Raw genomic sequence first — 23,779 nt, 5'->3', positions numbered from 1 at the left:
CTTTTACCCTACCAACTAGCTAATCAGATATCGGCCGCTCCACGAGCATGAGGTCTTGCGATCCCCCACTTTCATCCTTAGATCGTATGCGGTATTAGCGTAACTTTCGCTACGTTATCCCCCACTCCAGGGTACGTTCCGATATATTACTCACCCGTTCGCCACTCGCCACCAGAGCAAGCTCCGTGCTGCCGTTCGACTTGCATGTGTAAGGCATGCCGCCAGCGTTCAATCTGAGCCAGGATCAAACTCTTCAGTTTAATCTCTGTTTAATGTCATTTCTGACAGGTCGGACAGTATCACTACCATCCAAATCTTTTGCATTGCAAAAGATTTGCTCACTCAAAAAACTGACAGGCTACTTCCGAAGAAGTATCCTATTTCATTATTTCTTGTGAACATTTGATATTTTAAGTATTACAGCAATCCGAAGATCACTGCTGCACTACATCAAATGCCCACACTTATCGACTGTTAATTGTTAAAGAACTGTATTCGGTTACTGCTTTCGCGCTATCGACAAAGCGTTGTGTTTGTCAGCTGCGAAGAAGGAAGAGTATGAAGCGTTTCGGCTAATTCGTCAACCTTCTTTTTTACTACCCAGCCCCGGAAGGCCGTCCCTTTTGTGCCGCAAACTAGTGCGTCTCATCGGGGAGGCGAATCATATCAAAGACCGTCGAAGTTTGGCAAGCGCTTTTCCAGGAAAGCGTGCATGCCTTCTTTTTGTGCAGGCGTGCCGAAGGCGGCCTGGAACAAGCGGCGCTCGTAGGCGACGCCATCGGTCAAGGTCGTTTCAAAGGCGCGGTTGACGCAATCCTTGATCATCATGGCCACCGAGGTCGGCATGGCGGCGATGGTCTTGGCGGCAGCCAGCGTTTCTTCCAGCAACTTATCGGCCGGCACGACGCGCGACACCAGGCCGATGCGTTCCGCCTCGGCGGCATCGATGGTGCGCGCCGTCAACAGCAGATCCATGGCCTTGGCCTTGCCGATGGCGCGCGGCAAACGCTGCGTACCGCCCGCGCCTGGCGTGACGCCGACCTTGATTTCCGGCTGGCCGAATTTGGCGCTGTCGGCAGCGATCAGGAAATCGCACATCATGGCCAGTTCGCAGCCGCCACCGAGTGCATAGCCAGCCACCGCACCCACCACCGGTTTGCGCACGCGCAAGATATGTTCCCAGTTGCGGCTGATGTAGCCCTGGGTAAAGGTATCGGGATACGTGTAATCGGCCATGGCGGCGATATCGGCACCGGCGGCAAAAGCTTTTTCGCTGCCCGTGAGCACGATACAGCCGATATTCTCGTCGGCGTCGAATTTCAGCAAGGCGTCGCCCAGCTCATTCATCATGTTGTCGTTCAAGGCGTTCAAGGCCTTGGGACGGTTCAGGCGGATGATCGCCACCTTGTCCTGGATGTCGATGATCAGGTCTTCGTATTGCATAGTGTCTCCTCTCGATGAACGGTGCAACGATTGTAGCGGCTAACGGCAGCGGCGCGGCAGGTGCGCTGCTATTATTGTGGGCCTGATCACCTTTCATCGAGCAGCGTATTTTCTCCTCCTTCCTCCAATATTGCGCCCGCTACCTGCGCGGCGACGGCAGCGCCGCCAGCGTCAATTTTCGCCGCCTGTGGTTCAGCAACGGCCTCAATTGCTTCGGCGCCCAGATCACCTCGCTGGCCCTGCCCCTGTGCGCGGTACTGCTGCTGCATGCGACGCCGGAACAGATGGGTGTACTGGTCGCGCTGCAGGCGCTGCCGTTCGCCCTCTTCGGCTTGCCCGTCGGCGTGCTGCTGGACCGGCGCAGCAAGCACCCGATCATGCTGTTCAGCGAAAGCATGTCCGGCCTGGCCCTGGCCAGCGTGGCCGTCGCCTACTGGTGCGGCGTGCTGTCGATGCCCTGGTTATATATAGTGGGATTCATCATCGGCACGGGCTTCGTCGTCGGCGGCGGCGCCGAGCAGGTGTTTCTGACTTTTCTGGTGGGCCGCGATGGCTTGATCGATGCGCAGTCGAAATTTGCCGCCACCGAATCGGCTTCGCGCCTGATCGGCCCCGGCCTGGCCGGCGTGCTGGTGCAAATGCTGTCGGCGCCCGTCGCCATCCTGTGCACGGCTTGCGGTTATCTGGTTTCCGTCTTCAATTTGCGCGCCATGAGCGTGCGCGATCCACGCCCTGCTCCCTCCGACAAACACGCCCTGCGCGACATCGCCGACGGCTTGCTGTTCGTCTGGCGCGAACCGCTGCTGCGCGCGCTGGCCTGGGGCGCCGGCATCTGGCACTTCCTGTTTTACGCCAGCATGGCCTTGACGGTGCTGTTCGCCACGCGCGACCTGGGCATGAGCCCTGGCGTGCTGGGCATGACGCAAATGCTGGGCGGCGCCGGCGTCTTGCTCAGCGCCTTCATCGTCAAGCCGCTGACGAAGCGCTATGGCGCCGGACGCACCATTCTGATCGGACTGGCGTCCACCTCCGTGTGCTTTGCCCTGACGCCAACGATTCCCGCCGCGCTGTTCGGCAGCGCGGTCGCCAGCGCCGTAGCGTATGCCATATTGATGTTCTTTTTCGATTGCGGCGTGATGCTGTTTTTTATTCCCTACCTGGGCCTGCGTCAGAAAGTCACGCCCGACCCCATGCTGGGCCGCATGACGTCGACCATGCGCTTCCTGACGGTGGCGACGGCGCCGCTGGGGGCGCTGGCCGCCGGCTGGGTGGCGGAACATTTTGGCGTACGCAATGGCCTGGCCTGCATCGCGGCAGGCAGCATTGTGTTGACGGCCGCCATGGTGTGGGGCACGCCGTTGCGTAGCGTGCGCACCTGAAGCGAGGAACGGGAATACACTGCAGAAAGATTGCCTTGGCGACACTATTCATGCCAAAGCCTGTGAGGTTTGATTTACATCAAGGTTTTAATTGATGTAAATCCATAAGCTGTCTTACATCACTTGAGGAGTACGCCATGTTTAACGCCATCTTATTTCCCACCGACGGCTCGCCGCTGTCCGACAAAGCCGCCGAGACCGCCCTCGCCTTCGCCCAATTGAACAAGGCCAAGCTGGTCGCCATCAGCGTGGTGCAACCCTTCCCGTTCTCGCCGATGGCCGACGGCGGCATCGTGCTCGACGCCAGCCTGTATGAACAGCAGATGCAGGAAGCCTCGCAACGCGCCATCGACAAGATCGGCGCAGCGGCGCGCGCCGCCGGCGTGCCCTTCGAAGGCGTGGTGGCCGTGTCACCGAGCCCGCATGACGAAATCGTCAATGCGGCGCAAACCTACCATTGCGACATCATCCTGATGGCCTCGCATGGCCGCAAGGGCTTGAACAAGCTGTTCGTGGGCAGCGAAACGCAAAAAGTGCTGGCGCATACACACTTGCCCGTCATGGTCCTGCGCTAAGCCAGGCCATAGCTACCCCGGCGTCGCGCGCAGCAACTCAGCGCGCTGGCGCCTGCTTCGGCAGCAACACCCACACGGCGCCGCTCTGCTTCATGCGGCCCGCATTCTCGGCCGCTTCCGCGCCAAAGCCAAAGAAGTAATCGACACGGATGGGGCCACGAATGGCGCCGCCCGTATCCTGCGCCATCACCAGGCGCTGCATGGGGATCTCGCTATTGGCTTGCGTGGTGGCCAGGAACACAGGCGCGCCCAGCGGCAGGAAGCGCGAATCGACGGCCACCGAGCGCTGCGGCGTCAACGGCACGCCCAGCGCGCCCTTCGGTCCCACTTTCGGATCGGGCAAGCGCTCCTCCTTGAAGAAGACATAGCTGGGGTTGGCGTTGAACAATTCATCCTTGCGCGTGGGATGGCCGGCGATCCACGCCTTGATGCCCTGCGCAGACGCCTGGTTCAGGGTCAGCTCGCCCTTGTCGACCAGGTAGCGGCCGATCGACTTGTAGGGATGGCCGTTTTGATCCGCGTACGCCACGCGCACGGTTTCCTGCGTATCGGTCAGCTGCACGCGCCCGGAACCCTGCACTTGCAGGAAGAACGCCTCGACTTCGTCATCCACCCACAGCAATTCCTTGCCCGTCACGGACGTGGCGCGCTCAATGTCGGCGCGGGTCGCGTACGGGATCACCTTCTTGCCAACCAGCTTGCCTCGCAAGCGCATGTTTTTCAATTCCGGATACACGCCGGCCAGGTCGACCGAGACGAGGTCGTCAGGCACCTTGTACAGCGGTGTCTGGTATGGACCGCCACGCTTGCGCGCGCCGTGCAGCAAGGGTTCGTAGTAACCGGTCACCAAGCCAGTATTGGCGCCATCGGCGGTCACCACTTGATTTGGCACAAAGAAGGTCTCAAAAAACAGGCGGATGGCCTTGTCGCTGTCGGCATTCACCTGGCGCGCGATCGTGCACGATTCCTTCCAGTCCGGTCGCTTCACCAGCACGCCGCACGAAGCCATGAAGGCTGGCCAGGCGGCACGCATGTCGTCGCGGGCCCAGCCAGGCAAGGCGGCAAACTTGGCGGGCACAAAGGTGGGGGCAGCCACATCCGTGGCTTCCTTGGCATCTGCCGGCTTGGCCGGCACTGGCTTGACGACAGTCGGGGCAATCGCCGGTGCCTTGCCAGTCGCGCTGACCGGCTCTGCCGGCGGCGTGGTACAGGCGGAAAGAGCAAGCGCGACGGCGCCGAGTGAAACGGGTAGACTACCGCGTGTCAACAGACGGCGGGTAAATACTAAGCTGCGGGTAAATAACATAGGGGTGCGTATGTGGATCTTGATGATAGAGGCGCTGGTGGCGTTCTTCTTGCTGGCATTTATAGTCTGGTGGACCATGTATTCGGGTAAAAAACCCGCGCCACCGGCGCGCAAGCAGCTCGGCGAAGAACAGGACAGCACCGAAAAACTGAAATAAGGGGCGCGAGCCCCGGCCTTTCGTCAATGCAGGGTGCGCGGCACCGACAGCACGAACTCGGGAATCGGCGCTTCAAACTGATGGCCGTCTTCGGCCACGCAGAAGTATTCGCCATGCATCGAGCCTTGCGGCGTGCCCAGCATGGTGCCGCTCGTGTATTCGAACTGTTCGCCCGGCTGCAGCAACGGCTGGTGGCCAACGGCGCCCAGGCCGCGCACCTCTTCCACCTTGTTGTTCGCATCCGTGATGACCCAGTGGCGCGAAATCAGTTGCGCGCCAGCCGTGCCCGTATTGACGACGCGGATCGTGTAGCTGAACACGTGCCGCCCCTGGTCCGGTGCCGATTGTTCGGGCAGATATTGCGTCTTGACCGTTACCGTAAATTCATAAGTCGCCATCATTATTCCTATTCAGACATTGCCAGTCGCATATTGCGTCGCGTGTACCTTATTGGCCACCGCGCGCCATGTATTCTGTGTTTCATTAAGGCATGGTAACGGCGCCAAGCGTAAAATAGCGCATCTTCGCATTTTCTACTCTGAGCCTTTAGCCACCATGACAACATTCCGTATCGCTCCCAGCATCCTGTCCGCCGACTTTGCCCGCCTGGGCGAGGAGGTGCGCGACGTCGTTACCGCCGGCGCCGACATCATCCACTTCGACGTGATGGATAACCATTATGTGCCGAACCTGACCATCGGCCCGCTGGTGTGCGAAGCGATACGCCCGCACGTGCAAGTACCGATCGACGTGCATCTGATGGTCAAGCCTGTCGATCGCATTATCCCGGATTTCGCCAAGGCTGGCGCGAACATCATCACCTTTCACCCGGAAGCGTCGGATCACGTCGACCGTTCCTTGCAGCTGATCCGCGACAACGGCTGCAAATCTGGCCTGGTATTCAACCCGGGCACGCCGTTGCACTACCTGGAACACGTGATGGACAAGATCGACATCATCCTGATCATGTCGGTCAACCCGGGCTTCGGCGGCCAGTCGTTCATCCCGCAAGCGCTGAAGAAAATCGCCGAAGCGCGCCGCATGATCGACGAATCGGGCCGTGACATCATGCTGGAAGTCGATGGCGGCATCAAGATCGACAACATCGCCGCCGCCGCCGCCGCCGGCGCCGACACCTTCGTCGCCGGCTCGGCCATCTTCGGCAAGCCGGACTACAAGGCCGTCATCGATGCCATGCGCGCCGAATTGGCCAAAGTAGCGGGCGCCTGATGCAAGCGGGCACGGTGAAAGACCACGTACTGGCCGGCGTGCGTGCCGCCATCATCGACCTCGATGGCACGATGCTCGACACCGTGCCCGATTTTCATGTCGCCATCAACGGCATGCGCACCGAACTGGACCTGGCGCCCATCAGCGCCGACGCCATCAAGCTGATGGTGGGCAAAGGCTCGGAAAACCTGATCCGCACCGTGCTGGCGCTCGACTTCGATGCGGCCGACGTGGAACAGCGCTTCGAGCAGGCGATGGATGGCTACCAGCGCCACTACCTGGCCATCAATGGCCAGTTCAGCACCCTGTACCCGGACGTGGAAGCGGGACTGGCGGCAATGCAGGCGGCGGGATTGCGCCTGGCCTGCGTCACCAACAAGCCGATCGCCTTCGCCCTGCCCCTGCTGAAACTGAAAAACCTGGACCAGTATTTCGAGATCGTCTACGGTGGCGATTCGCTGCCGAAGAAAAAACCGCACCCCATGCCGCTGCTGCAAGTGTGTGCGGACTTCGACCTGCCGCCATCCAGAGTGGTGGCCATCGGCGACTCCTCGAATGACGCGCAAGCGGCCAGGGCTGCGGCTTGCCCCGTATTGACCGTACCGTATGGCTACAATCACGGACACTCTATACACGATACCGATTCCGATGGTATAGTAAAGACACTGCTCGAAGCAGCCCGTTTTATTGGCATGCAAAACTAACCGGCATACTGACCAAACCCAACACCATATCGTGAACACGTTTCTCATCAAAAAACACAATGTCACCCAAACCGGCTCGATTGAGGCCTGGCTTTGGCGACGCTGGCAATCCTGGCAGGCCTAAGGGCCGAGCCGTTACGATTGCTGCCGGTTACACACGCGTCCTTTGCGCATCTTGCGCATGTTCCATGTACCGGCAAGTTTTTTGATAACCCACCGCAGGGTTTGTGCACTATGCACACTCATACCCTGACGGCATGGAGAGAAACATGACCGAACTCGAATTCAAATCGTTGGCCCAGCAAGGCTACAACCGCATCCCCCTGATCGCGGAAGCGTTCGCCGACCTGGAAACCCCGCTCACCCTGTACCTGAAACTGGCACAGGCCCAACAAGGTGGCAAAAACACCTTCCTGCTCGAATCCGTCGTCGGCGGCGAACGCTTCGGCCGCTATTCCTTCATCGGCTTGCCCGCCACGACCGTGTTGCGCAGCTATGGCAAACGCACTGAAATCGTCAAGAACGGCAGCGTGATCGAAGAACACGAAGGCAATCCGCTGGACTTCATCGAACAGTTCCAGTCGCGCTTCAAGGTCGCCCTGCGCCCCGGCATGCCGCGTTTCTGCGGCGGCCTGGCCGGCTACTTCGGCTACGACACCGTGCGCCACATCGAGAAAAAGCTGGCCGGCGGCGCGCCGAAGGATGACTTGAACCTGCCCGACATCCAGCTGATGGTGACGGAAGAACTGGCCGTCATCGACAACCTCTCCGGCAAGCTCTACCTGATCGTCTACGCCGACACGACGCAGCCCGAGTCGTTTTCGAAAGCACAGCAGCGCCTGAAGGACTTGCGCATGATGCTGCGCCGCGGCGTCGATGCCCCCGTGACCAGCGCTTCCGTGCGCACGGAAACCATCCGCGATTTTTCCAAGGAAGACTACCTGAAGGCGGTCGCCAAGGCGCACGAATACGTGATGGCGGGCGACCTGATGCAGGTGCAGATCGGCCAGCGCATCCGCAAACCATATGTCGATTCGCCACTGACCCTGTACCGCGCCTTGCGTTCGCTCAATCCGTCGCCGTATATGTACTTCTATAATTTCGGTGACATGCAGATCATCGGCGCCTCGCCGGAAATCCTGGTGCGCAACGAGAAGACGGCGGACGGCGGCAAGAAAGTCACCTTGCGTCCGATTGCCGGCACGCGTCCGCGCGGCGCCACGCCAGAGCGCGACGCCGAATTGTCGGCCGAGCTGCTGGCCGATCCGAAAGAGATCGCCGAACACGTGATGCTGATCGACCTGGCCCGCAATGACATCGGTCGCATCGCGGAAACGGGCAGCGTGCAGGTCACCGACCGCATGGTCATCGAAAAGTATTCGCATGTGCAGCACATCGTCTCGAACGTGGAAGGCGCACTGAAGGACGGCCTGTCGAACCTGGACGTGCTGCGCGCAACCTTCCCAGCCGGCACCCTCACGGGCGCGCCGAAAGTGCGCGCCATGGAAGTGATCGACGAACTGGAAATCACCAAGCGCGGCATCTATGGCGGCGCCTGCGGCTACCTGTCGTTTGGCGGCGAAATGGATGTGGCGATCGCCATCCGCACGGGCGTGGTCAAAGACGGCATGCTGTACGTGCAGGCCGCGGCCGGCATCGTGGCCGACTCCATCCCCGAAATGGAATGGCAGGAAACGGAAAACAAGGCGCGCGCCGTGCTGCGCGCCGCCGAACAAGTGCAAGATGGCCTGGATGGAGGGTTTTAAGATGCTGCTAATGATCGACAACTACGACTCCTTCACCTACAACATCGTGCAGTATTTCGGCGAGTTGGGCGAAGACGTGCGGGTCTACCGCAACGATGAAATCACGATCGAGCAGATCGAGGCGCTGAACCCTGACCGCATCTGCATCTCGCCTGGCCCGAAAGCGCCGGCACAGGCGGGCATTTCGGTGGCAGTGCTCAAGCACTTCGCCGGCAAGAAGCCGATACTGGGCGTCTGCCTGGGCCACCAGGCCATCGGCGATGCGTTTGGCGGTAAAGTCATCCGCGCCAAGCAGGTCATGCATGGCAAGACTTCCCTCATCGCGCATACGGGCGTGGGCGTCTTCAAGGACATCCCCAGCCCCTTCACAGTGATCCGCTACCACTCTTTGGCGATCGAACGCGCCTCGCTGCCTTCCTGCCTGGAAGTGACGGCGTGGACGGACGACGGCGAAATCATGGGCGTGCGCCACCGGGAATACGATATCGAGGGCGTGCAGTTCCACCCCGAATCGATCCTCTCGGAGCACGGCCACGCCCTGCTGAAGAATTTCCTCGAGCGCTGATCCCATACGCACGCCCCGGCGTGCCATCAGTGTCCTCCTGCGCCATCATTGAAGAAGGAAGCATCATGCCGATCACCCCACAAGAAGCCCTGCTGCGCTGCATCGAACACCGCGAGATCTTTCACGACGAAATGCTGTACCTGTTCCGCCAGATCATGTCCGGCGAAATGTCGCCCACCATGATCGCGGCCCTCACCATGGGCTTGCGCGTGAAAAAGGAAACCATCGGCGAAATCGCCGCCGCCGCGCAAGTGATGCGCGAGTTTTCCACCAAGGTGCCCATGGCCGACACCACCAACCTGCTCGACATCGTCGGCACGGGCGGCGACGGCGCGCACACTTTCAATATTTCCACCGCCTCGATGTTCGTGGCGGCGGCAGCGGGCGCGCGCGTGGCCAAGCATGGCGGGCGCAGCGTCTCGTCCTCGTCCGGCAGCGCCGACGTGCTCGATTCCTTGGGCGTCAACATCAACCTGCAGCCCGAGCAGATCGCCCAGTCGATCGCGCAGACAGGAATCGGCTTCATGTACGCGCCGAACCACCACGCGGCCATGAAGCATGCCGCGCCCGTGCGCCGCGAACTGGGCGTGCGCACGATCTTCAATATCCTCGGCCCGCTGACCAATCCGGCCGGGGCGCCGAACATCCTGATGGGCGTGTTCCACGCCGACCTGGTCGGCATCCAGGTGCGCGTGCTGCAGCGCCTGGGCGCACAGCATGCGATCGTCGTGTATGGCCGCGACAATATGGATGAAGTGTCGCTGGGCGCCGCCACCATGGTGGGCGAATTGATCAACGGCGAAATCCGCGAATATGAAATCCATCCGGAAGACTTCGGCATGTCGATGATCGCCAGCCGCAATCTGAAGGTGGCCGATTCCGTCGAATCGAAAGCGAAGATGATGGAAGCGCTGCGCGGCGAACCCGGTGCCGCCGCCGATATCGTCGCCCTGAATGCGGGCACGGCGCTGTACGCGGCCGGCGTGGCCAGCTCGATCGAAGACGGCCTGGCGCGTGCGCGCACCGCCGTCAGTTCGGGCGCCGCGCTGGCAAAACTCGACCAATTCGTGCGCGTGACGCAGCAGCTGGGCACCCCGCCGCAAGCGTAAGCCTCCGCCCTCCTTGATAGAATAGCGACCATCATGTCCGACATACTCGATAAAATCCTGGCCGTGAAAGCCGATGAAGTGGCCAAGGCCAAAGCCCGCCGCAGCCTGGCCAGCCTGCGCGGCGACGTGGAAAGCGACAGCGCCCTGCGTGCCGGCCTGCGCGGCTTTGAAGCCAGCCTGCGCCAGCATATCGCTGCCGGCAAGCCCGGCATCATCGCCGAAGTGAAAAAGGCATCACCGTCGAAAGGCGTGATCCGCGCCGACTTCCGCCCAGCCGACATCGCCGCCAGCTATGCGGCGCATGGCGCGGCCTGCCTGTCCGTGCTGACGGACGAACAGTTCTTCCAGGGATCCGTCGATTATCTGCAGCAGGCGCGCGCCGCCTGCGCCATCCCCGTGCTGCGCAAGGATTTCATGGTCGACATGTACCAGATCTATGAAGCGCGCGCCATGGGCGCCGACTGCATCCTGCTGATCGTCGCGGCGCTCGACCATGGCTTGATGGCCGAGATGGAAGCATGCGCCCACGAACTGGGCATGGACGTGCTGATCGAAAGCCACGACGGCGAAGAACTGACGGCGGCATTGAAACTCAAGAGCGCGCTGATCGGCATCAACAACCGCAACCTGCGCACGTTCGAAACGTCGCTCGACACCACCATCAACCTGTTACCGCGCATCCCGCAAGACAGATTGATCATCACGGAATCGGGCATCCACAGTACGGCCGACGTGCAACGCATGCGCGACGCGCACATCCACAGCTTCCTCGTGGGCGAAGCGTTCATGCGTGCCCCCGACCCCGGCGTGGAGCTGGAACGCCTGTTCAGTTAAACCATGGTAGGCTGGCAGCCATGAGACACGCAATTATCGTCCTTGCCGCCGCCCTGCTGTCTGCTTGCCAGACTGCGCCCCCGCCCGTGAGCCGCATGCCCTCGCCAGTGGAGCGCACGCCCCCTGGCACGCCGGCCGCGATACAGCTTGCCGCCAGCATCGACGTCTACAAGTCGCTGGTGGCGCAGCAGATCATGGCGGCCAACGCAGAATATACGTTCAGCGGGCGCCTGCCGCCCATGCTGCCGGCCATCGTCGTGCTCGACTTGAGCGTGGGGCCGGACGGCGAGCTGAAAAGCGTGCATGTGCACCGTTCGCGCGACAGCGAAGCATCAGCCGCCGCGCTGGCCGCCGTGCGGCGCGTGCAGGTCCTCTTTCCGCCGGCGGCACACCTGATGCACCGCCACGCCAAGACTTTCGATTTTTCCGAAACCTTCCTGTTCAACGACCAGTACCGCTTCCAGCTGCGGACCTTGTCCGGTCCTCAGTAAACGCACAAGCATCGAGTTCGATGCGGTCGCGTCCCCGCTCCTTGGCCAGATACAGGGCCGCATCGGCGCGCGACAACAGCTGTTCCAGCCCTTCCACCACCGATGCCTGGCAAGCGACGCCGATGCTGACCGTACACGATGGCAGCCCCGCATGACTGGGCTCGCGCAGCAAGGCACGGATGCGTTCGGCCACGCCCAGCGCGTTATGCGCCGGCATGTCCGGCATCAGCACGACGAACTCCTCGCCGCCGAAACGCGCCACGCAATCCGATTCGCGCAGGGCGCCACCGATGACGGTGGCCACATGCGCCAGCACCTGGTCGCCCACCGCATGACCGTGGCGGTCATTGATCAATTTGAAGTAATCGAGGTCGATGCTGAGCAGTGTCAGCGGCAGGCGGCGGCGCCGCAGATTGCCGATTTCGCGCGCATAGGCGTCGCCAAAGCCGCGCCGGTTCAGCACCTGCGTGAGCGGATCGTGGGTCGAGCGGCGCTCCAGTATCTGCTGCAGACGCCGCGTCGCCACCGTCATGAAGCCTACCGTCAGCAGCAACGCCATGAAATTGGCAACCGCCAGATAGATTCCGGCCGGCGTGCCGGCCACCGCCAGGTTCACGCTGGCGCCGCCATGCAGCAAGGCCGACACGCCGCGCGCCAGCACCACGACCGCTTGCAGCAGCATCAGCGCGGCAAAGAAAAAACTCGAAAAATGGCGCTCGCCATGACTCCACACCAGTTGCACCTGGCGCGTATAAAACAGGAAGACCAGCAGGGAAAAGACAGCCACACGCGCCGAGAAGTCGGGGCGCACCAGCAGCCACCAGCTATTGCCGGCGATGGCCAGGGCAAGTATCAGCAGATAGGCGCGGCGGCTGGGCGCCAGGCCAAAGAATTTCTCCGTGCCCAGCATCGACAGGCCGATACCGGCCACCAGCGCCGCATTGGCCGCGATCGTGGACAATGCCGGCGGCAGCACTTCGCGGGTGCCGAACAGCAGCGACGCGCACACCAGCAACAGCAAACCGGCTGCCCAATGCCCCAGGCCATGCACCTCGCGCCGGAAACTGCGATACACCGAGAACATGACGATGCTCATCGCCCCGCACATCAGGGTCGTCATCAGCATAATCGTTCGAGGATCGAGGGTTTGCACGTTGGGCACGATCTAAAAGAGACAATCCGGCAATTTTAGTTTAGTTAAAGAAAAATTAGTTCATTTGCGGTAAATATGATGGCAAGACACAAATTTCAGCGGAAGAGTTGCATTTGGGAAATTACCGTCTGAAATAGAAAACCGGCCAGTGAGGCCGGTTTTCTGTCTTACTGCACGACAAACAGCATCATGCCGCGCTAGGGCGCTTCGGCCCCGTGGCTTTCTTTGGTGCCGGCAGCAGGGTCAAGCTGACGCCCGGCACGCGGTCGCCCTGCAGCACGGCGGCAAACGTCATCAGCTCGTCGCGGCGGAAGGCGTGAATGGCCACCTTGGCGCCGACGGCGTAACGGCCCAGCAAGGTGTCCAGGTTCGCCGGGTTGCCCGTCACGCGCAAGCCATCGACGGCCACCAGCACGTCACCCGCCGACAGACCGGCCACGTGGGCGGTGCCGCCCTGATGCACCTGCGCCAATTTGGCGTCGTTACCGTCACGGCCCAGGTTGACGTCCAGGCTGGCTTTTTCCGCCTTGCGCGCGTCGCTGTATTTCACGCCGAACGGCGCCAGCAGGCGCGCCAGCGGCACGTCGTCCGTACCGCGGATGTAGCGCTCGAAGAACGGTTTCATGCGCGTGCCGGAGACCTCATCGAACAAGGCTTCGACTTCGGCCGGCGTCACGCCGCGCGCTTTACCCTTGTAGAAATCGCGGCCGTAGCGCTGCCACAGCGCCTGCATCACATTGTCCAGCGATTTTGCGCCATTCGTCTTGCTGCGCAAAGTCAAATCGAAGGCCAGAGCGATCAGCGAACCCTTGGTGTAGTAGCTGACGATGGCGTTCGGCGCGTTTTCATCCTGGCGGTAGTACTTGCCCCAGGCGTCGAAGCTGGAATCGGCCACGCTTTGCTTGGTGCGGCCGCTGCCGCGCAGGACGCTGTTGACGGTTTTCCCGAGCAGCTTGAAATAGGCCGCTTCGTCGATCAGGCCTGCGCGCACCAGCATCAGGTCGTCGTAATAGCTGGTGAAGCCCTCGAACAGCCACAGCAGCGGCGAATAGCTTTCCGCCTGCAGGTTGTACGGCGCAAAGGCGGCCGGCTTGATGCGCTTGACGTTCCAGGTGTGGAAATACTCGTGGCTGCACAGGCCCAGGAATTTCAGGTAGCCGTCGCCGATTTCCGTGCTGTTGGAGGCCGTCGTCGGCAGGTCGGCGCGCGCGCAGATCAGCGCCGTCGAGGCGCGGTGTTCAAGGCCGCCGTAACCGTCGCCGACGGCCATGGTCATGAACACATAGCGGTCCATCGGCGCTTTCTTCGTCTTCGGCTCGAAGAAGGCGATCTGCGTTTCGCAGATGGCTTTCAGGTCGCGGCACAAACGGTCCAGGTCCAAATTCGGCACCTTGCCCGTGACGACGATATCGTGCGGCACGCCATATGCGGTGAAGGTGGCCAGCGCGAAGTCGCCCATTTCCACCGGGTGGTCGATCAGTTCATCGTAGTTGGCTGCCTGGTAGCTGCCGAAGCCATAGCGCTTGGCCTTGAGTTCCGGCAGGGTGGTGGCGACTCGCCAGGTCTTGCAGGCCGCATCCTTGGGCTGCACGATGTGCACTTCATGCGCGTCGGATTCCTGGCCCAGCACGCGCAAAAACACGCTGGTGCCGTTGAAGAAGCCGTGATTCTGGTCCAGGTGGGCGGCGCGCACGGACAGGTCCCAGGCGTAGACGTCGTATTCGACCGTCAACGGGCCCTTGCACGGGGCGGCTTGCCATGAATGCTTGTCCAGTTTGGCCAGCGCCACGGCCTTGCCCTCGGACTCGGCGCGGATGCTGACGATATTGCGCGAAAATTCGCGGATCATGTAGCTGCCCGGGATCCAGGCCGGCAAGGCAAATACCTGGCCGATGGCGGCCGGCGACTTGACCGTCAACGTCACCTTGAACATGTGGCCCGCCAGGTCGGCTGCGGCGATGCTGTAGATGATGCCGGCGGCCGGTGCGGTTTTCACTGCGGTTTTCGTCGCGGCTTTGCTTGTGGCTTTGCCGCTTGCCTTGGCTCCCGCCTTGGCGGTGATTTTTTGAATCGGTGCTTTCTTCATGTTTTCCTCGTGTCTGGCATGGATGTTCTACAATCGCCCGGGCGCGCCAGGCACCGGCGACAAATCGTCAGGTATATCAATATCGCGCAAGATGCCGCTGTCGTCCACTGGCACTTCGCATACGGCATGGCTGTTGACGATGCTGCGCGCGCCCTGGTCGCCATCGAGCGCCAGCAGCAGCGGCAAGTGAAAGGCGCTGAACGCGACAGGATTGCCGCGCCGTCCCTGAAACACGGGCACGGCGATGCGCGCGCCATCGCCGACGGCTTGCGACAAGGCGGCGATTGTAGCCGCTTCCACGAAAGGCATGTCGCCCAAGGCGATCAGCCAGCCCGGTGCGCCGCGCACGTGATCGATGGCGCAGGTCAGCGACGCGGCCATGCCCGTATCAGCGTCATGGCAGACGCGTACCTCGCAGCCCAGCGCACCGAGCACGCGCGCCACCTGCGTGTCGTCGGCGCGCACCACGGCCAGCACGCGCGGCAGGGCCGCCAGCATGTTCTTGGCCGCCGCCACTACCACAGGCAAGCCCGCATGCGGGCCTTCGGCCAGCGGCTGCAATAATTTGTTCTGTACGCCGGAAGGGTCGAACCTGCGTCCCCTTCCGGCTGCCAGCAAGATGCCGACCGTACTCAAAAAACCGCTGCCGTCATGCCGCCGCCAGGTCGAACGGCAGCTTGCGCAGGCGCTTGCCCGTCAGAGCGAACAGCGCGTTGGCGAAGGCGGGCGCCAGCGGCGGCACGCCCGGCTCGCCCATGCCCGTCGGCGCATCGCCCGACGGCACCAGGTGTACCTCGATCACCGGCATGTCGGGCATGCGCGGCACGGGGTAGTCGCCGAAGTTCTGCTGCTCCACCACGCCATCCTTGAGCGTGATGGCCGCGCCAGGAATGGTCATGCCCAGCGCCATCAGCGCGGCGCCCTGCACTTGCGCCTCGATCGTCAAGGGGTTGACGGCCAGGTTGCAATGCACGCCCGCCCATACCTGGTGCAGCTTGGGCGCACCGTCCACCACGGAGGCCGTCACCACGTAGGCGACGACGGAATTGAACGACTCGTGCATGGCCACGCCCCAGGCCTGCCCTTTCGGCAACTTCTTCCTGCCGTAGCCGGACTTGGCCACGGCCAGGTCCAGTGCCGCGATGTGGCGCGTATGCTTGGCGTCGATCAGCTGCTTGCGGTAGGCAACGGGGTCCATCTTCGCCACGTGCGCCGCTTCGTCGATCAGCGTTTCCATGACAAAGGCCGTATGCGTCGAGCCGACGGAGCGCCACCACAGCACGGGCACGTTCGCCTTGGCCGTATGCACGGACAGCTTCATCGGCAGGGTGTACGGCTCGCCCATGCCTTCGACCATGGTGCCGTCGACGCCATTTTTCACCATGAAGGCCTCAAAGGGCGTGCCGGCCATGATGGACTGGCCCACGATGGTATGGTCCCAGGCGAGGATCTTGCCCTTGGCGTCGAGGCCGATCTGCGCGCGGTGCACATGCGACGGCCGGTAGTAACCGCCCTTGATGTCATCCTCGCGGCTCCACATCAGCTTCAATGGACCGCTCTTGCCGGCCGCCCGGTACGCCTTGGCGACGTTGACAGCTTCGACCACGTAGTCGGACGAGGGTACGGCGCGCCGGCCGAAGCCGCCGCCCGCCATCATCGTGTGCAGGGTCACCTGCTCCGGTTTCAGGCCGGAAGTAGCCGCGATGGCCGCCTGGTCGCCCGTCTGGAATTGCGAACCCACCCACATCGTGCATTTATCGGCCTGCAGGTCGACCACGCAGTTGAGCGGCTCCATCGGCGCGTGCGCCAGGTAGGGAAATTCGTAGACGGCTTCGATTTTCTTCGGCGCCTTCGCCAGTGCGGCGACGTCGAATGCGCGCGCCACCGTGCCCGGCGTCCTGGCCAGCGCCTTGAAGGCGGCCAGCTGTTTGTCGCTGCTGACCTTTTCCACGGCGCTGCTGTCCCACTCGATCACCAGCGCATCGCGCCCCTGCTTGGCGGGCCAGTAGCCGTCGGCGATGACGGCCACGCCGCTGCCGCCACGGTCGGTCTTCACTTCCAATACCTCCAGCACGCCCTTGATGGCTTTCGCCTTGCTGGCGTCGAATTTCGCTACCTTCGCGCCAAACACGGGCGGACGCGCCACCATCGCCACTTTCGCGCCGGGCGGTTTGAAGTCGATGCCGAACTGCTGTTTTCCCGTGGACTTGGCGGCCGCGTCCAGGCGTTTCACGGGTTTGCCGATGATGGAAAAGTCGCGCGGATCCTTCAGCTTGACGGTGGCAGGCACGCTCTGGCGCATGGCCGCATCGGCAAACTCGCCATACGTCGCCTTTTGTCCGCCGGGGCCATACAGCACGCCCTTGGCGGCCCGTACCTGGTCGGGATTGACCTTCCACTGCGCGGCGGCGGCGCCCACCAGCATGGCGCGCGCCTTGGCGCCGATTTCGCGGTACTGCGTAAACGAATGGGCGATGCTGCCCGAGCCGCCCGTCATCTGCATGCCGTAGGCGGCATCCTTGTACTGCTCACCGGCTGGCGCCAGCGCGCCATGCACCAGGCTCCAGTCGGCGTCGAGTTCCTCGGCGATCAGCATGGGCAAGCTCGTTTGCACGCCCTGGCCGAATTCCAGCCGGTTTACCTGCACCGTCACCGTGTTATCGGGCGCGATGTGCAGGAAGGCGTTCGGCGCATACACGGGCTTGGCGGGGGCGGCATCGGCCGCCTGCGCCAGCTTGCCCGCGCCGGGCAGGAAAAAGCCCAGCATCAAGCCGCCGCCCGCCGCCGCGCCGGCCTTCATGAAACCGCGCCGCGACAAGCCATCGGCCACCGGAGCCGATGCCAGCGCCGCGCCCAGGGTCACTCCGCCATGCTGCAATGCTTCCTGATTCAACCATTCGATACGCATGTCGCTCTCCTCAGGCCAGGGTCTTGGCCGCGTCCTTGATGGCTGCGCGGATCCGTTGATAGGTGCCGCAGCGGCAGATATTGCCGCTCATGGCGCCGTCGATGTCGGCATCGCTGGGCGACTTGTTCGTGCGCAGCAGCGCCGTGGCGCTCATCACCTGGCCGCTTTGACAGTAGCCGCATTGCGGCACGTCGTGGCGCACCCATGCCGCCTGCACGGCCTTGCCCACCTGGTCGTTTTCCATCGCTTCGATGGTGGTGATCTTTTGCGCGCCGACCGAAGAAATCGGCGTGATGCAGGAGCGGATCGGCTGGCCGTCGAGGTGCACCGTGCAGGCGCCGCACAGGGCCGCGCCGCAACCGAATTTGGTGCCCGTCATGTTCAGGTTATCGCGCAGCGCCCACAGGATGGGCGTGGAAGGATCGGCGTCGACCTGCGTGTCGCGTCCGTTGATATTCAAGGTAATCATCTGCTGCTTCCCCTTTTTTGGATTGTTATGGCGTCTACGAACAACACTTGATGATACGACAGCGGAAAAAAGTGCAAAAAAAAGCGCGCCTTGCGAGGGCGCGCCGTCCAGCCTTCCTGGCGACAGCCCGGATTACTTAATGGTCGAGAATTTCTGTTCCAGCGTTTTCGCATCGACCGCGCCCGGAATGCGGCTGCCGTCGGCAAAGAAGATGGCTGGCGTGCCCGAGACGCGCAATTGCTGGCCCAGGGCGAGGATTTTTTCATGCGGATTGGCGCAATTGGCCGGCGATGCGGCAGGTACTTTGCCATTCAGCATCCAGTCATCCCAGGCCTTGTTGCGGTCCGGCGAGCACCAGATATTGCGCGACTTGGCGATCGAATCGGGCGACAGGATGTTGTACATGAAGGTGTAGACGGTGACGTTGTCGATTTCCTTCAGCGCGTTCTGGCGGAAGCGCTTGCAGTAACCGCAGTTCGGATCTTCGAACACGGCGATCACGCGCTTGCCATTGCCCTTGACGGTTTTCATGGCCGAATCGAGCGGCAGGTCGGAGAACTTGATGCGGTTGACTTCGTCCAGGCGCACCTTGGTCAGGTCCTGCGACGTCTTGGCGTCGAAGACGTGGCCGACGAACAGGTATTGCGCCGATTTGTCCGTGTACAGGATGTCGCCGCCCGTGCGCACTTCGTACAGGCCGCCGTACGGGGTTTCCTTGACCGAGTCCACCTTGGCGCCTTCGCCCAGGCGCGGCTCGATCAGCTTTTTGATGCTCGCTTCCGTCGGCGTTTCCGCGCCGGCGCACGACATCATCAGGCCCGAGGCCATCAGCAAGGCGATTTTGCTCATGCTTCCGTTCATTGTTATCACTATCACTTCTCCACTTGAAACGCCCGGCGAAACTGGCCCCTGGCCCGGCGTCGTTATCTCTTTGACAAAACGATCGCCGCAGACCAGCTGCGGCGAGCTTGAATTTTCATTGCTGCCATTATCCGGCGATATCTTAAGATACGCTGATATTTACGAATGTCCCAATGCGTGCGAGATCATTTTTCGCTTCAGCGCAGGTAATTTATCCAGCAAGTTTAATCCCAAATTGCGAACCACGCGCAACGGCTCCAGATCGGCGCCGAACAAACGCGCCAGGCCATCGGTCGCCAGCTGCATCAGCAGCACGTCTTCCTTGCGCGCGCGGGCATAGCGCGCCAGCACGCGTTCGTCGCCGATGCCGCGGTGCGCTTCGCGTTCGCCGATCGTCTTGACCAGCTGCGCCACGTCGGCAAAACCCAGGTTCATGCCGTGGCCGGCCATCGGGTGCACCACGTGGGCGGCGTCGCCGACCAAAGCCACGCGCGGCGCCACCATGGCATGCGGGCGCATCAGGGTCAGGGGAAACGCGCGCACCAGTTCCGGCTGCAGCGGCGTGAGTTTACCCAGTTTGTCGTGGCAATACGCGGCCAGGCGCGCGGCCAGGGCATCGGCCGGTTCGGCCATCAAGGTATCGGCCAGCGCATCGGGCGCCGACCAGACGAGAGAGACGCGCTCGCCCGGCAGCGGCAGCAGCGCGACGATGCCTTCGCTGCCCGTAAACCACTGGTGGGCCGCGCCATGGTGCGGCTTTTCGCAGGCGAAGTTGCTGACCACGCCCCGCTGGCCGTAGGAGCGGTAATCGAGGCCGATGTCGCACTGGCCGCGCACCCACGATTGGGCGCCGTCAGCGCCCACCACCAGCGCGCAGGTGATGGTGTCGCCGCCGTCGAGGTGCACGATGGCCGAGTCGTTCGTCCATTCCAGGCGGCTGGCGCGGCCCTGCAGCACGTTGACGTTCGGCGCGAATTTCAGGGCGGCGTCCAGTGCCTGGCCCAGGTTGCGGTCTTCGACGATCCACGCCAGGGCGCCCACATGCGCACCGTAGGCGTCGAAACCGAGTCCGCCCGCCTGCGCGCCGTCGCCGTTGACCAGCATGGCATCGACGGGCGCCACCCTGTCGCCTTCCAGCGCGCCCCATACCTTCAGCGACGACAGCAGCTGGTGCGCCGTATGATTGAGCGCATACACGCGCACATCCCAGCTGGCTTCGACCGGCCTGGCGGTGGGTACAGGAGGGTTCGCCGGGGATAACAGCGTGACGCTTTGTCCTGCCTGAGCAAATGCCAGCGCCGTGGTTTTCGCGATGGCGCCATTGCCGACGATGCAAACGTCGCTGTGGCTGTGCATGAAGCGCCGCATGGTGGGGGGAGTGGGACTGTTCATGCGGTCATTATAGCGTTTGCCCCACCCTTTTCAGCTAGTCCGGAAGTACAGAACGCATGCACCAGGTCAAGCGGCGCCATGAAACATGGGCAACACGTATTCCCCGATCTCCTGCAAGGTCTCGGCCAGCGGGCGGCGGTTCTGCCGCAGCTGCAGGCCGATATGCCGCACGCCGGCCGCGCGCATGGCGTGCAGCTCGGCGATCAGGCCATCGCGCCCCGTGCGCCCGCCGAAGCGGAAGCGCTGCAGCGGCAAAGTCGGATCTTCGTCCAGGTCCAGGTGGATGAAGCTGACATACGGCTTGTCGCCGCCAGCCACGGCCCGCCATTGCGCCGCACGCCGCGCATGGTCTTCCGGTGTGCCCGGATACGCGAGCCAGCCGTCCATCTGCGCGCCGATCCACGCGGGCGATTGCTGCGCCAGCCCCGCTACCAGCAGCGGCAACGGTGCGGCCGGCTTGGGCAGCAGGCGGATGCCGGGCGGCAGGCGCGTCTCGCCCCAGTCGCGCAGCATGGCCACCTGCTCGCGGAAAGCCTCACCGCGCTGGTCGAAATCACGGCCGAAGACGGGATATTCGACGGGCCGGTCGCCGCTGGCCACGCCCAGCAGCAGGCGCCCGCCGCTCAACTGGTCGACGCTGGCCGCCGCTTTCAAAGTCAGCACCGGCTCGCGCAGCGGCAGCACCACGGCGGCCGTACCCAGCAAGATGCTCTCAGTGATGCCGGCCAGGTAGCCGAGATAGGTAAACACTTCGAAGACCTGGGCCGCGTCGCCGAACGACGGATCGTACAGGGGCACGTCGCGCAGCCACAGCGCCCGGAAACCCAGGCGGTCGGCCAGCTTTGCCAGCGTCGCATGCTGTTGCAGGTCCGGCTCGCCCGGCACGCGGCCGGAGGCCGCATTCGCCTGGCGCCCCGTGGAGGACCAGTCATTGTCGAGCGGCAATTCCAGGCCGATACTGAAACCACCCTGCCCCAGCTTCGTCATGGCGCCCATCTCAATCCCACTGCGGCGCCAGGCCGTCCGGGTTGGCCAGGCGTTCGCCCCGCTCCAGCGTGGCCATCTGCGCCATCTCGTCCGGCGACAGAGTGATGCGCCGGAAATGCAGGTTCGCTTCCAGGTTGGCACGCCGGGTCGACGACGGGATCACGGCAAAGCCCTGCTGCAGCGACCAGCTCAGAGCCACCTGCGCCGGCGTCACGCCGTATTTGGTGGCGATGGCCGCAATCACAGGGTCGGCGACCACCTTGCCGTACGCGAGCGGCATGTAAGCCGTGATGTGGATGCCCTGGCTGCGCGCGAACTCGATGACCTTGCGGTTTTGCAGGAAAGGGTGGATCTCGACCTGCTGCGTGGCGATTTCCGCCGCGCCCACCGTATCGATGGCTTGCCGCAGCTGCGCATTCGTGAAATTCGATACGCCGATGGCCTTGGTCAGCCCTTGCGCCTTGGCGTCAAGCAGCGCCGCCATGTAGTCGGCCACGGGAATCGCGTCCTGCGGCGACGGCCAGTGGATCAGCGTTAAGTCCAGCTGCTCCAGCCGCAGCTTGTGCAGGCTGTCTTTTAAACTGGGAATCAGCTTGTCGCGCTGCAGATTGTCGATCCAGATCTTGGTGGTGACGAACAGTTCGTCGCGCGGAACGGCGCTGGCGGCGATCGCCTGCCCCACGTCGGCTTCATTGCCGTAGATTTGCGCCGTATCAATATGGCGGTAGCCGACGTCGAGGCCCGTCGTAACGGAATCGATGACGACCTGCCCCTGCAGGCGGAAAGTGCCCAGGCCGATTTCAGGGATGGCGGTGTGTTGGGTAGTGGCGTGCATGCGGTAATCCTCTCAAGTCAGTAACGATGGCCACACTATGCGCCCATCCTTTGTTGAGAAAAATACCGTTTATCTCAAATCATATTTGATCCACGCGCAAGTAACGGAGGGCGAATCCTGGAAATGCAGGAAAAGTCGTAGCCGGCTCTTGCATTCCCGTTTCGGTCTGCTATAATTCGCCACCTTGGCCTGGTAGCTCAGTCGGTAGAGCAGAGGATTGAAAATCCTTGTGTCGGTGGTTCGATTCCGCCCCGGGCCACCAAGAATTCGTTTTACGTTCAAAAACGCCACCTTCGGGTGGCGTTTTTGTTTGTGGGCCACATAAAAACGGGCCGTTTCCGGCCCGCAGTTACGCCAGTCCGGCGCCATCAGCGCCGGGCCATTACCCATTTACCACATCAAATCATCGGGAATCTGGAACGCCGCGTACGGATCGTCCTCGTCCACTTCCGTGCTGGCCTGTTTCACGCGCACGACGATGGCCGGGTCGCGTTCGGCGATCTTGTCGGCGATGATGCGCGGCACCAGTTCCACGGCGCCGCCCAGGCAGACGATCACCAGGCGGCCCGCCACCAGGTGGGCCTGCACGGCGGCCGTCACGTAGATGCGCTCGATCTTGTTGTTGAACGTGAAGTTATATGGCACGTCGCCGTTGTTGCCCTTGCTTTGGCGGTTCTTTTGCACCATTTGCGCGATCTGCGCCACGATGGCTTTCTGGTTGGCGGCCGCATCGCGCTGGGCGTTCAGTTCGCGCGCGCGTTCCGCGTTCTTGCGCTGGGTCTCGAGCGCGGCCAGGCGCACCTCGTCGACGCTTTGCGTGCCGCTCTTGCGCTCGTCCTTTTTTTGCTTGCTCTTATCCTGGTTGGCCAATTTGACCTTCTTCTTGTCGACCAGGCCGGCCTTTAAAAACTGCTCTTGCAACGAGACCATAACTACTCCGTATTGAGGGTGCGCCGGCCAAGGCAGCGGCATCGGCCGGTGGAAAGACGCTAGCATAGCAAAAAATGGGGCCGCTGCCGCCGCAACATGGCGGCCCGGGCCAGCCAGCGGGGGCCTGGCGCCGGGCAGTAACAAAAAGACACACTCGAGTGGGAATTTTGTTGATAAATGTCATATAGTTAGTTACGTTCTGCATATCGGCATTCATCGCCGATTGCATGTCCCTTCCATCGCCTGCGTCTACAAGGATTTGCCATGAAACAATTAATCGCCCTCTGCATCGCCGCCGCGTTTGCCAGCACCGCCTTTGCCGCCGCACCGGAAGCGGCGCCCGCCGCCAAGACGGCGCAACAGTCGAAAATGACCACCTGCAATGCGGATGCCGCCGGCAAGAAAGGCGATGAGCGCAAAACCTTCATGAAGGAATGCCTGAGCGCCAAGCCGGCGCCGGCCATGACGCAGCAAAACAAGATGAAGGCGTGCAATGTCGACGCCAAGGACATGAAGGGCGACGCGCGCAAGGCTTTCATGAAAGAATGCCTGAGCGCACCGAAGAAATAAGCACCCGTTCGAAGCGCCAGTGTGCGCTT

At 62.4% G+C, this 23,779-nt stretch carries 25 protein-coding genes, 1 tRNA gene and 1 rRNA gene; 12 read left to right on the top strand and 15 right to left on the bottom strand.

Going from position 1 to position 23,779, the window contains the following annotated elements:
• The 3 genes from AC1RJW_RS09570 to AC1RJW_RS09560 form a co-directional block, all read right to left on the bottom strand.
• Window positions 1–260 (bottom strand): 16S ribosomal RNA (locus AC1RJW_RS09570); the annotation flags it as partial.
• A 406-nt stretch (window positions 261–666) separates the two neighbouring features.
• Window positions 667–1,443, bottom strand: coding sequence for an enoyl-CoA hydratase (locus AC1RJW_RS09565; RefSeq protein WP_402720150.1), 777 nt, complete (start codon window positions 1,441–1,443; stop codon window positions 667–669).
• A gap of 86 nt (window positions 1,444–1,529) precedes the next feature.
• Window positions 1,530–1,712 carry a hypothetical protein gene (locus AC1RJW_RS09560; protein WP_493044707.1) on the bottom strand — a complete coding sequence of 61 codons (183 nt, stop codon included), beginning with the start codon at window positions 1,710–1,712 and terminating at the stop codon, window positions 1,530–1,532.
• On the opposite strand from AC1RJW_RS09560, the gene AC1RJW_RS09555 reads away from it, so the two are divergent.
• Both AC1RJW_RS09555 and AC1RJW_RS09550 read left to right on the top strand, forming a co-directional pair.
• Window positions 1,629–2,822, top strand: coding sequence for an MFS transporter (locus AC1RJW_RS09555; protein ID WP_493044725.1), 1,194 nt, complete (start codon window positions 1,629–1,631; stop codon window positions 2,820–2,822). The genes AC1RJW_RS09560 and AC1RJW_RS09555 overlap by 84 nt on opposite strands.
• A gap of 137 nt (window positions 2,823–2,959) precedes the next feature.
• Window positions 2,960–3,397, top strand: a complete 438-nt coding sequence (locus AC1RJW_RS09550) for a universal stress protein (protein WP_493044706.1) — start codon at window positions 2,960–2,962, stop codon at window positions 3,395–3,397.
• Between the two features lie 37 nt (window positions 3,398–3,434).
• On the opposite strand, the gene mltA is transcribed toward AC1RJW_RS09550, so the two are convergent.
• On the bottom strand, window positions 3,435–4,664 hold the full coding sequence (gene mltA, locus AC1RJW_RS09545) for a murein transglycosylase A (RefSeq protein ID WP_493044705.1): 1,230 nt from the start codon (window positions 4,662–4,664) through the stop codon (window positions 3,435–3,437).
• A gap of 49 nt (window positions 4,665–4,713) precedes the next feature.
• On the opposite strand from mltA, the gene AC1RJW_RS09540 reads away from it, so the two are divergent.
• Window positions 4,714–4,860 carry a hypothetical protein gene (locus AC1RJW_RS09540; RefSeq protein ID WP_165829277.1) on the top strand — a complete coding sequence of 49 codons (147 nt, stop codon included), beginning with the start codon at window positions 4,714–4,716 and terminating at the stop codon, window positions 4,858–4,860.
• 23 nt (window positions 4,861–4,883) lie between these two features.
• On the opposite strand, the gene apaG is transcribed toward AC1RJW_RS09540, so the two are convergent.
• Window positions 4,884–5,258, bottom strand: coding sequence for a Co2+/Mg2+ efflux protein ApaG (gene apaG, locus AC1RJW_RS09535; RefSeq protein ID WP_034753698.1), 375 nt, complete (start codon window positions 5,256–5,258; stop codon window positions 4,884–4,886).
• A 157-nt stretch (window positions 5,259–5,415) separates the two neighbouring features.
• Between apaG and rpe the strand changes: the two genes are divergently transcribed.
• The 7 genes from rpe to AC1RJW_RS09500 all read left to right on the top strand — a co-directional run bounded on the left by rpe (window position 5,416) and on the right by AC1RJW_RS09500 (window position 11,559).
• On the top strand, window positions 5,416–6,090 hold the full coding sequence (gene rpe, locus AC1RJW_RS09530; protein WP_493044704.1) for a ribulose-phosphate 3-epimerase: 675 nt from the start codon (window positions 5,416–5,418) through the stop codon (window positions 6,088–6,090).
• Window positions 6,090–6,794 (top strand): phosphoglycolate phosphatase, encoded by a 705-nt coding sequence (locus AC1RJW_RS09525; RefSeq protein WP_493044703.1) that lies wholly within the window; start codon window positions 6,090–6,092, stop codon window positions 6,792–6,794. The genes rpe and AC1RJW_RS09525 overlap by 1 nt, the downstream gene beginning before the upstream one ends.
• A gap of 269 nt (window positions 6,795–7,063) precedes the next feature.
• Window positions 7,064–8,560, top strand: coding sequence for an anthranilate synthase component I (gene trpE, locus AC1RJW_RS09520; RefSeq protein ID WP_493044702.1), 1,497 nt, complete (start codon window positions 7,064–7,066; stop codon window positions 8,558–8,560).
• 1 nt (window position 8,561) lies between these two features.
• A complete protein-coding gene (locus AC1RJW_RS09515) occupies window positions 8,562–9,125 on the top strand; it encodes an aminodeoxychorismate/anthranilate synthase component II (protein WP_493044701.1) in 564 nt (187 codons plus the stop codon).
• Between the two features lie 65 nt (window positions 9,126–9,190).
• Window positions 9,191–10,234 carry an anthranilate phosphoribosyltransferase gene (trpD, locus tag AC1RJW_RS09510; RefSeq protein WP_493044700.1) on the top strand — a complete coding sequence of 348 codons (1,044 nt, stop codon included), beginning with the start codon at window positions 9,191–9,193 and terminating at the stop codon, window positions 10,232–10,234.
• Window positions 10,235–10,267: 33 nt separating this feature from the next.
• Window positions 10,268–11,068 carry an indole-3-glycerol phosphate synthase TrpC gene (gene trpC, locus AC1RJW_RS09505; RefSeq protein ID WP_493044699.1) on the top strand — a complete coding sequence of 267 codons (801 nt, stop codon included), beginning with the start codon at window positions 10,268–10,270 and terminating at the stop codon, window positions 11,066–11,068.
• A 20-nt stretch (window positions 11,069–11,088) separates the two neighbouring features.
• Window positions 11,089–11,559 carry a hypothetical protein gene (locus AC1RJW_RS09500; RefSeq protein WP_493044698.1) on the top strand — a complete coding sequence of 157 codons (471 nt, stop codon included), beginning with the start codon at window positions 11,089–11,091 and terminating at the stop codon, window positions 11,557–11,559.
• Here AC1RJW_RS09500 and AC1RJW_RS09495 read toward each other — a convergent pair.
• From AC1RJW_RS09495 to dkgB, 9 genes are all read right to left on the bottom strand, one after another.
• A complete protein-coding gene (locus AC1RJW_RS09495) occupies window positions 11,510–12,679 on the bottom strand; it encodes a GGDEF domain-containing protein (protein ID WP_493044697.1) in 1,170 nt (389 codons plus the stop codon). The two genes, AC1RJW_RS09500 and AC1RJW_RS09495, sit on opposite strands and share 50 nt — an antisense overlap.
• Before the next feature lie 220 nt (window positions 12,680–12,899).
• Window positions 12,900–14,708, bottom strand: coding sequence for a M61 family metallopeptidase (locus tag AC1RJW_RS09490; protein WP_493044696.1), 1,809 nt, complete (start codon window positions 14,706–14,708; stop codon window positions 12,900–12,902).
• 117 nt (window positions 14,709–14,825) lie between these two features.
• Complete coding sequence (locus AC1RJW_RS09485) at window positions 14,826–15,434, bottom strand: nucleotidyltransferase family protein (protein WP_493044695.1); 609 nt, start codon at window positions 15,432–15,434, stop codon at window positions 14,826–14,828.
• A gap of 13 nt (window positions 15,435–15,447) precedes the next feature.
• Window positions 15,448–17,706 carry a xanthine dehydrogenase family protein molybdopterin-binding subunit gene (locus AC1RJW_RS09480; RefSeq protein WP_493044694.1) on the bottom strand — a complete coding sequence of 753 codons (2,259 nt, stop codon included), beginning with the start codon at window positions 17,704–17,706 and terminating at the stop codon, window positions 15,448–15,450.
• A gap of 10 nt (window positions 17,707–17,716) precedes the next feature.
• On the bottom strand, window positions 17,717–18,175 hold the full coding sequence (locus AC1RJW_RS09475; protein WP_070292451.1) for a (2Fe-2S)-binding protein: 459 nt from the start codon (window positions 18,173–18,175) through the stop codon (window positions 17,717–17,719).
• 132 nt (window positions 18,176–18,307) lie between these two features.
• Complete coding sequence (locus tag AC1RJW_RS09470) at window positions 18,308–19,024, bottom strand: DsbC family protein (protein ID WP_230492381.1); 717 nt, start codon at window positions 19,022–19,024, stop codon at window positions 18,308–18,310.
• 171 nt (window positions 19,025–19,195) lie between these two features.
• A complete protein-coding gene (locus AC1RJW_RS09465) occupies window positions 19,196–20,428 on the bottom strand; it encodes an FAD-dependent monooxygenase (RefSeq protein WP_493044693.1) in 1,233 nt (410 codons plus the stop codon).
• Between the two features lie 66 nt (window positions 20,429–20,494).
• The gene (locus tag AC1RJW_RS09460; protein WP_493044692.1) at window positions 20,495–21,424 is read right to left on the bottom strand and encodes an LLM class oxidoreductase; all 930 of its coding nucleotides are present in this window, start codon (window positions 21,422–21,424) and stop codon (window positions 20,495–20,497) included.
• 1 nt (window position 21,425) lies between these two features.
• Window positions 21,426–22,250, bottom strand: coding sequence for a 2,5-didehydrogluconate reductase DkgB (dkgB, locus tag AC1RJW_RS09455; RefSeq protein ID WP_493044691.1), 825 nt, complete (start codon window positions 22,248–22,250; stop codon window positions 21,426–21,428).
• 186 nt (window positions 22,251–22,436) lie between these two features.
• Between dkgB and AC1RJW_RS09450 the strand changes: the two genes are divergently transcribed.
• Window positions 22,437–22,512 (top strand) — tRNA-Phe (locus tag AC1RJW_RS09450).
• 128 nt (window positions 22,513–22,640) lie between these two features.
• On the opposite strand, the gene AC1RJW_RS09445 is transcribed toward AC1RJW_RS09450, so the two are convergent.
• On the bottom strand, window positions 22,641–23,180 hold the full coding sequence (locus tag AC1RJW_RS09445; RefSeq protein ID WP_034753528.1) for a DUF2058 domain-containing protein: 540 nt from the start codon (window positions 23,178–23,180) through the stop codon (window positions 22,641–22,643).
• A gap of 264 nt (window positions 23,181–23,444) precedes the next feature.
• Here AC1RJW_RS09445 and AC1RJW_RS09440 point away from each other — a divergent pair, with 264 nt between their 5' ends.
• Window positions 23,445–23,750, top strand: a complete 306-nt coding sequence (locus AC1RJW_RS09440) for a PsiF family protein (protein WP_289899396.1) — start codon at window positions 23,445–23,447, stop codon at window positions 23,748–23,750.
• Window positions 23,751–23,779 lie beyond the last annotated feature (29 nt).

It is taken from the genome of Janthinobacterium sp. GW822-FHT07A03 (genome assembly GCF_058798815.1).
This window is presented reverse-complemented; position numbering and strand designations above follow the sequence as displayed.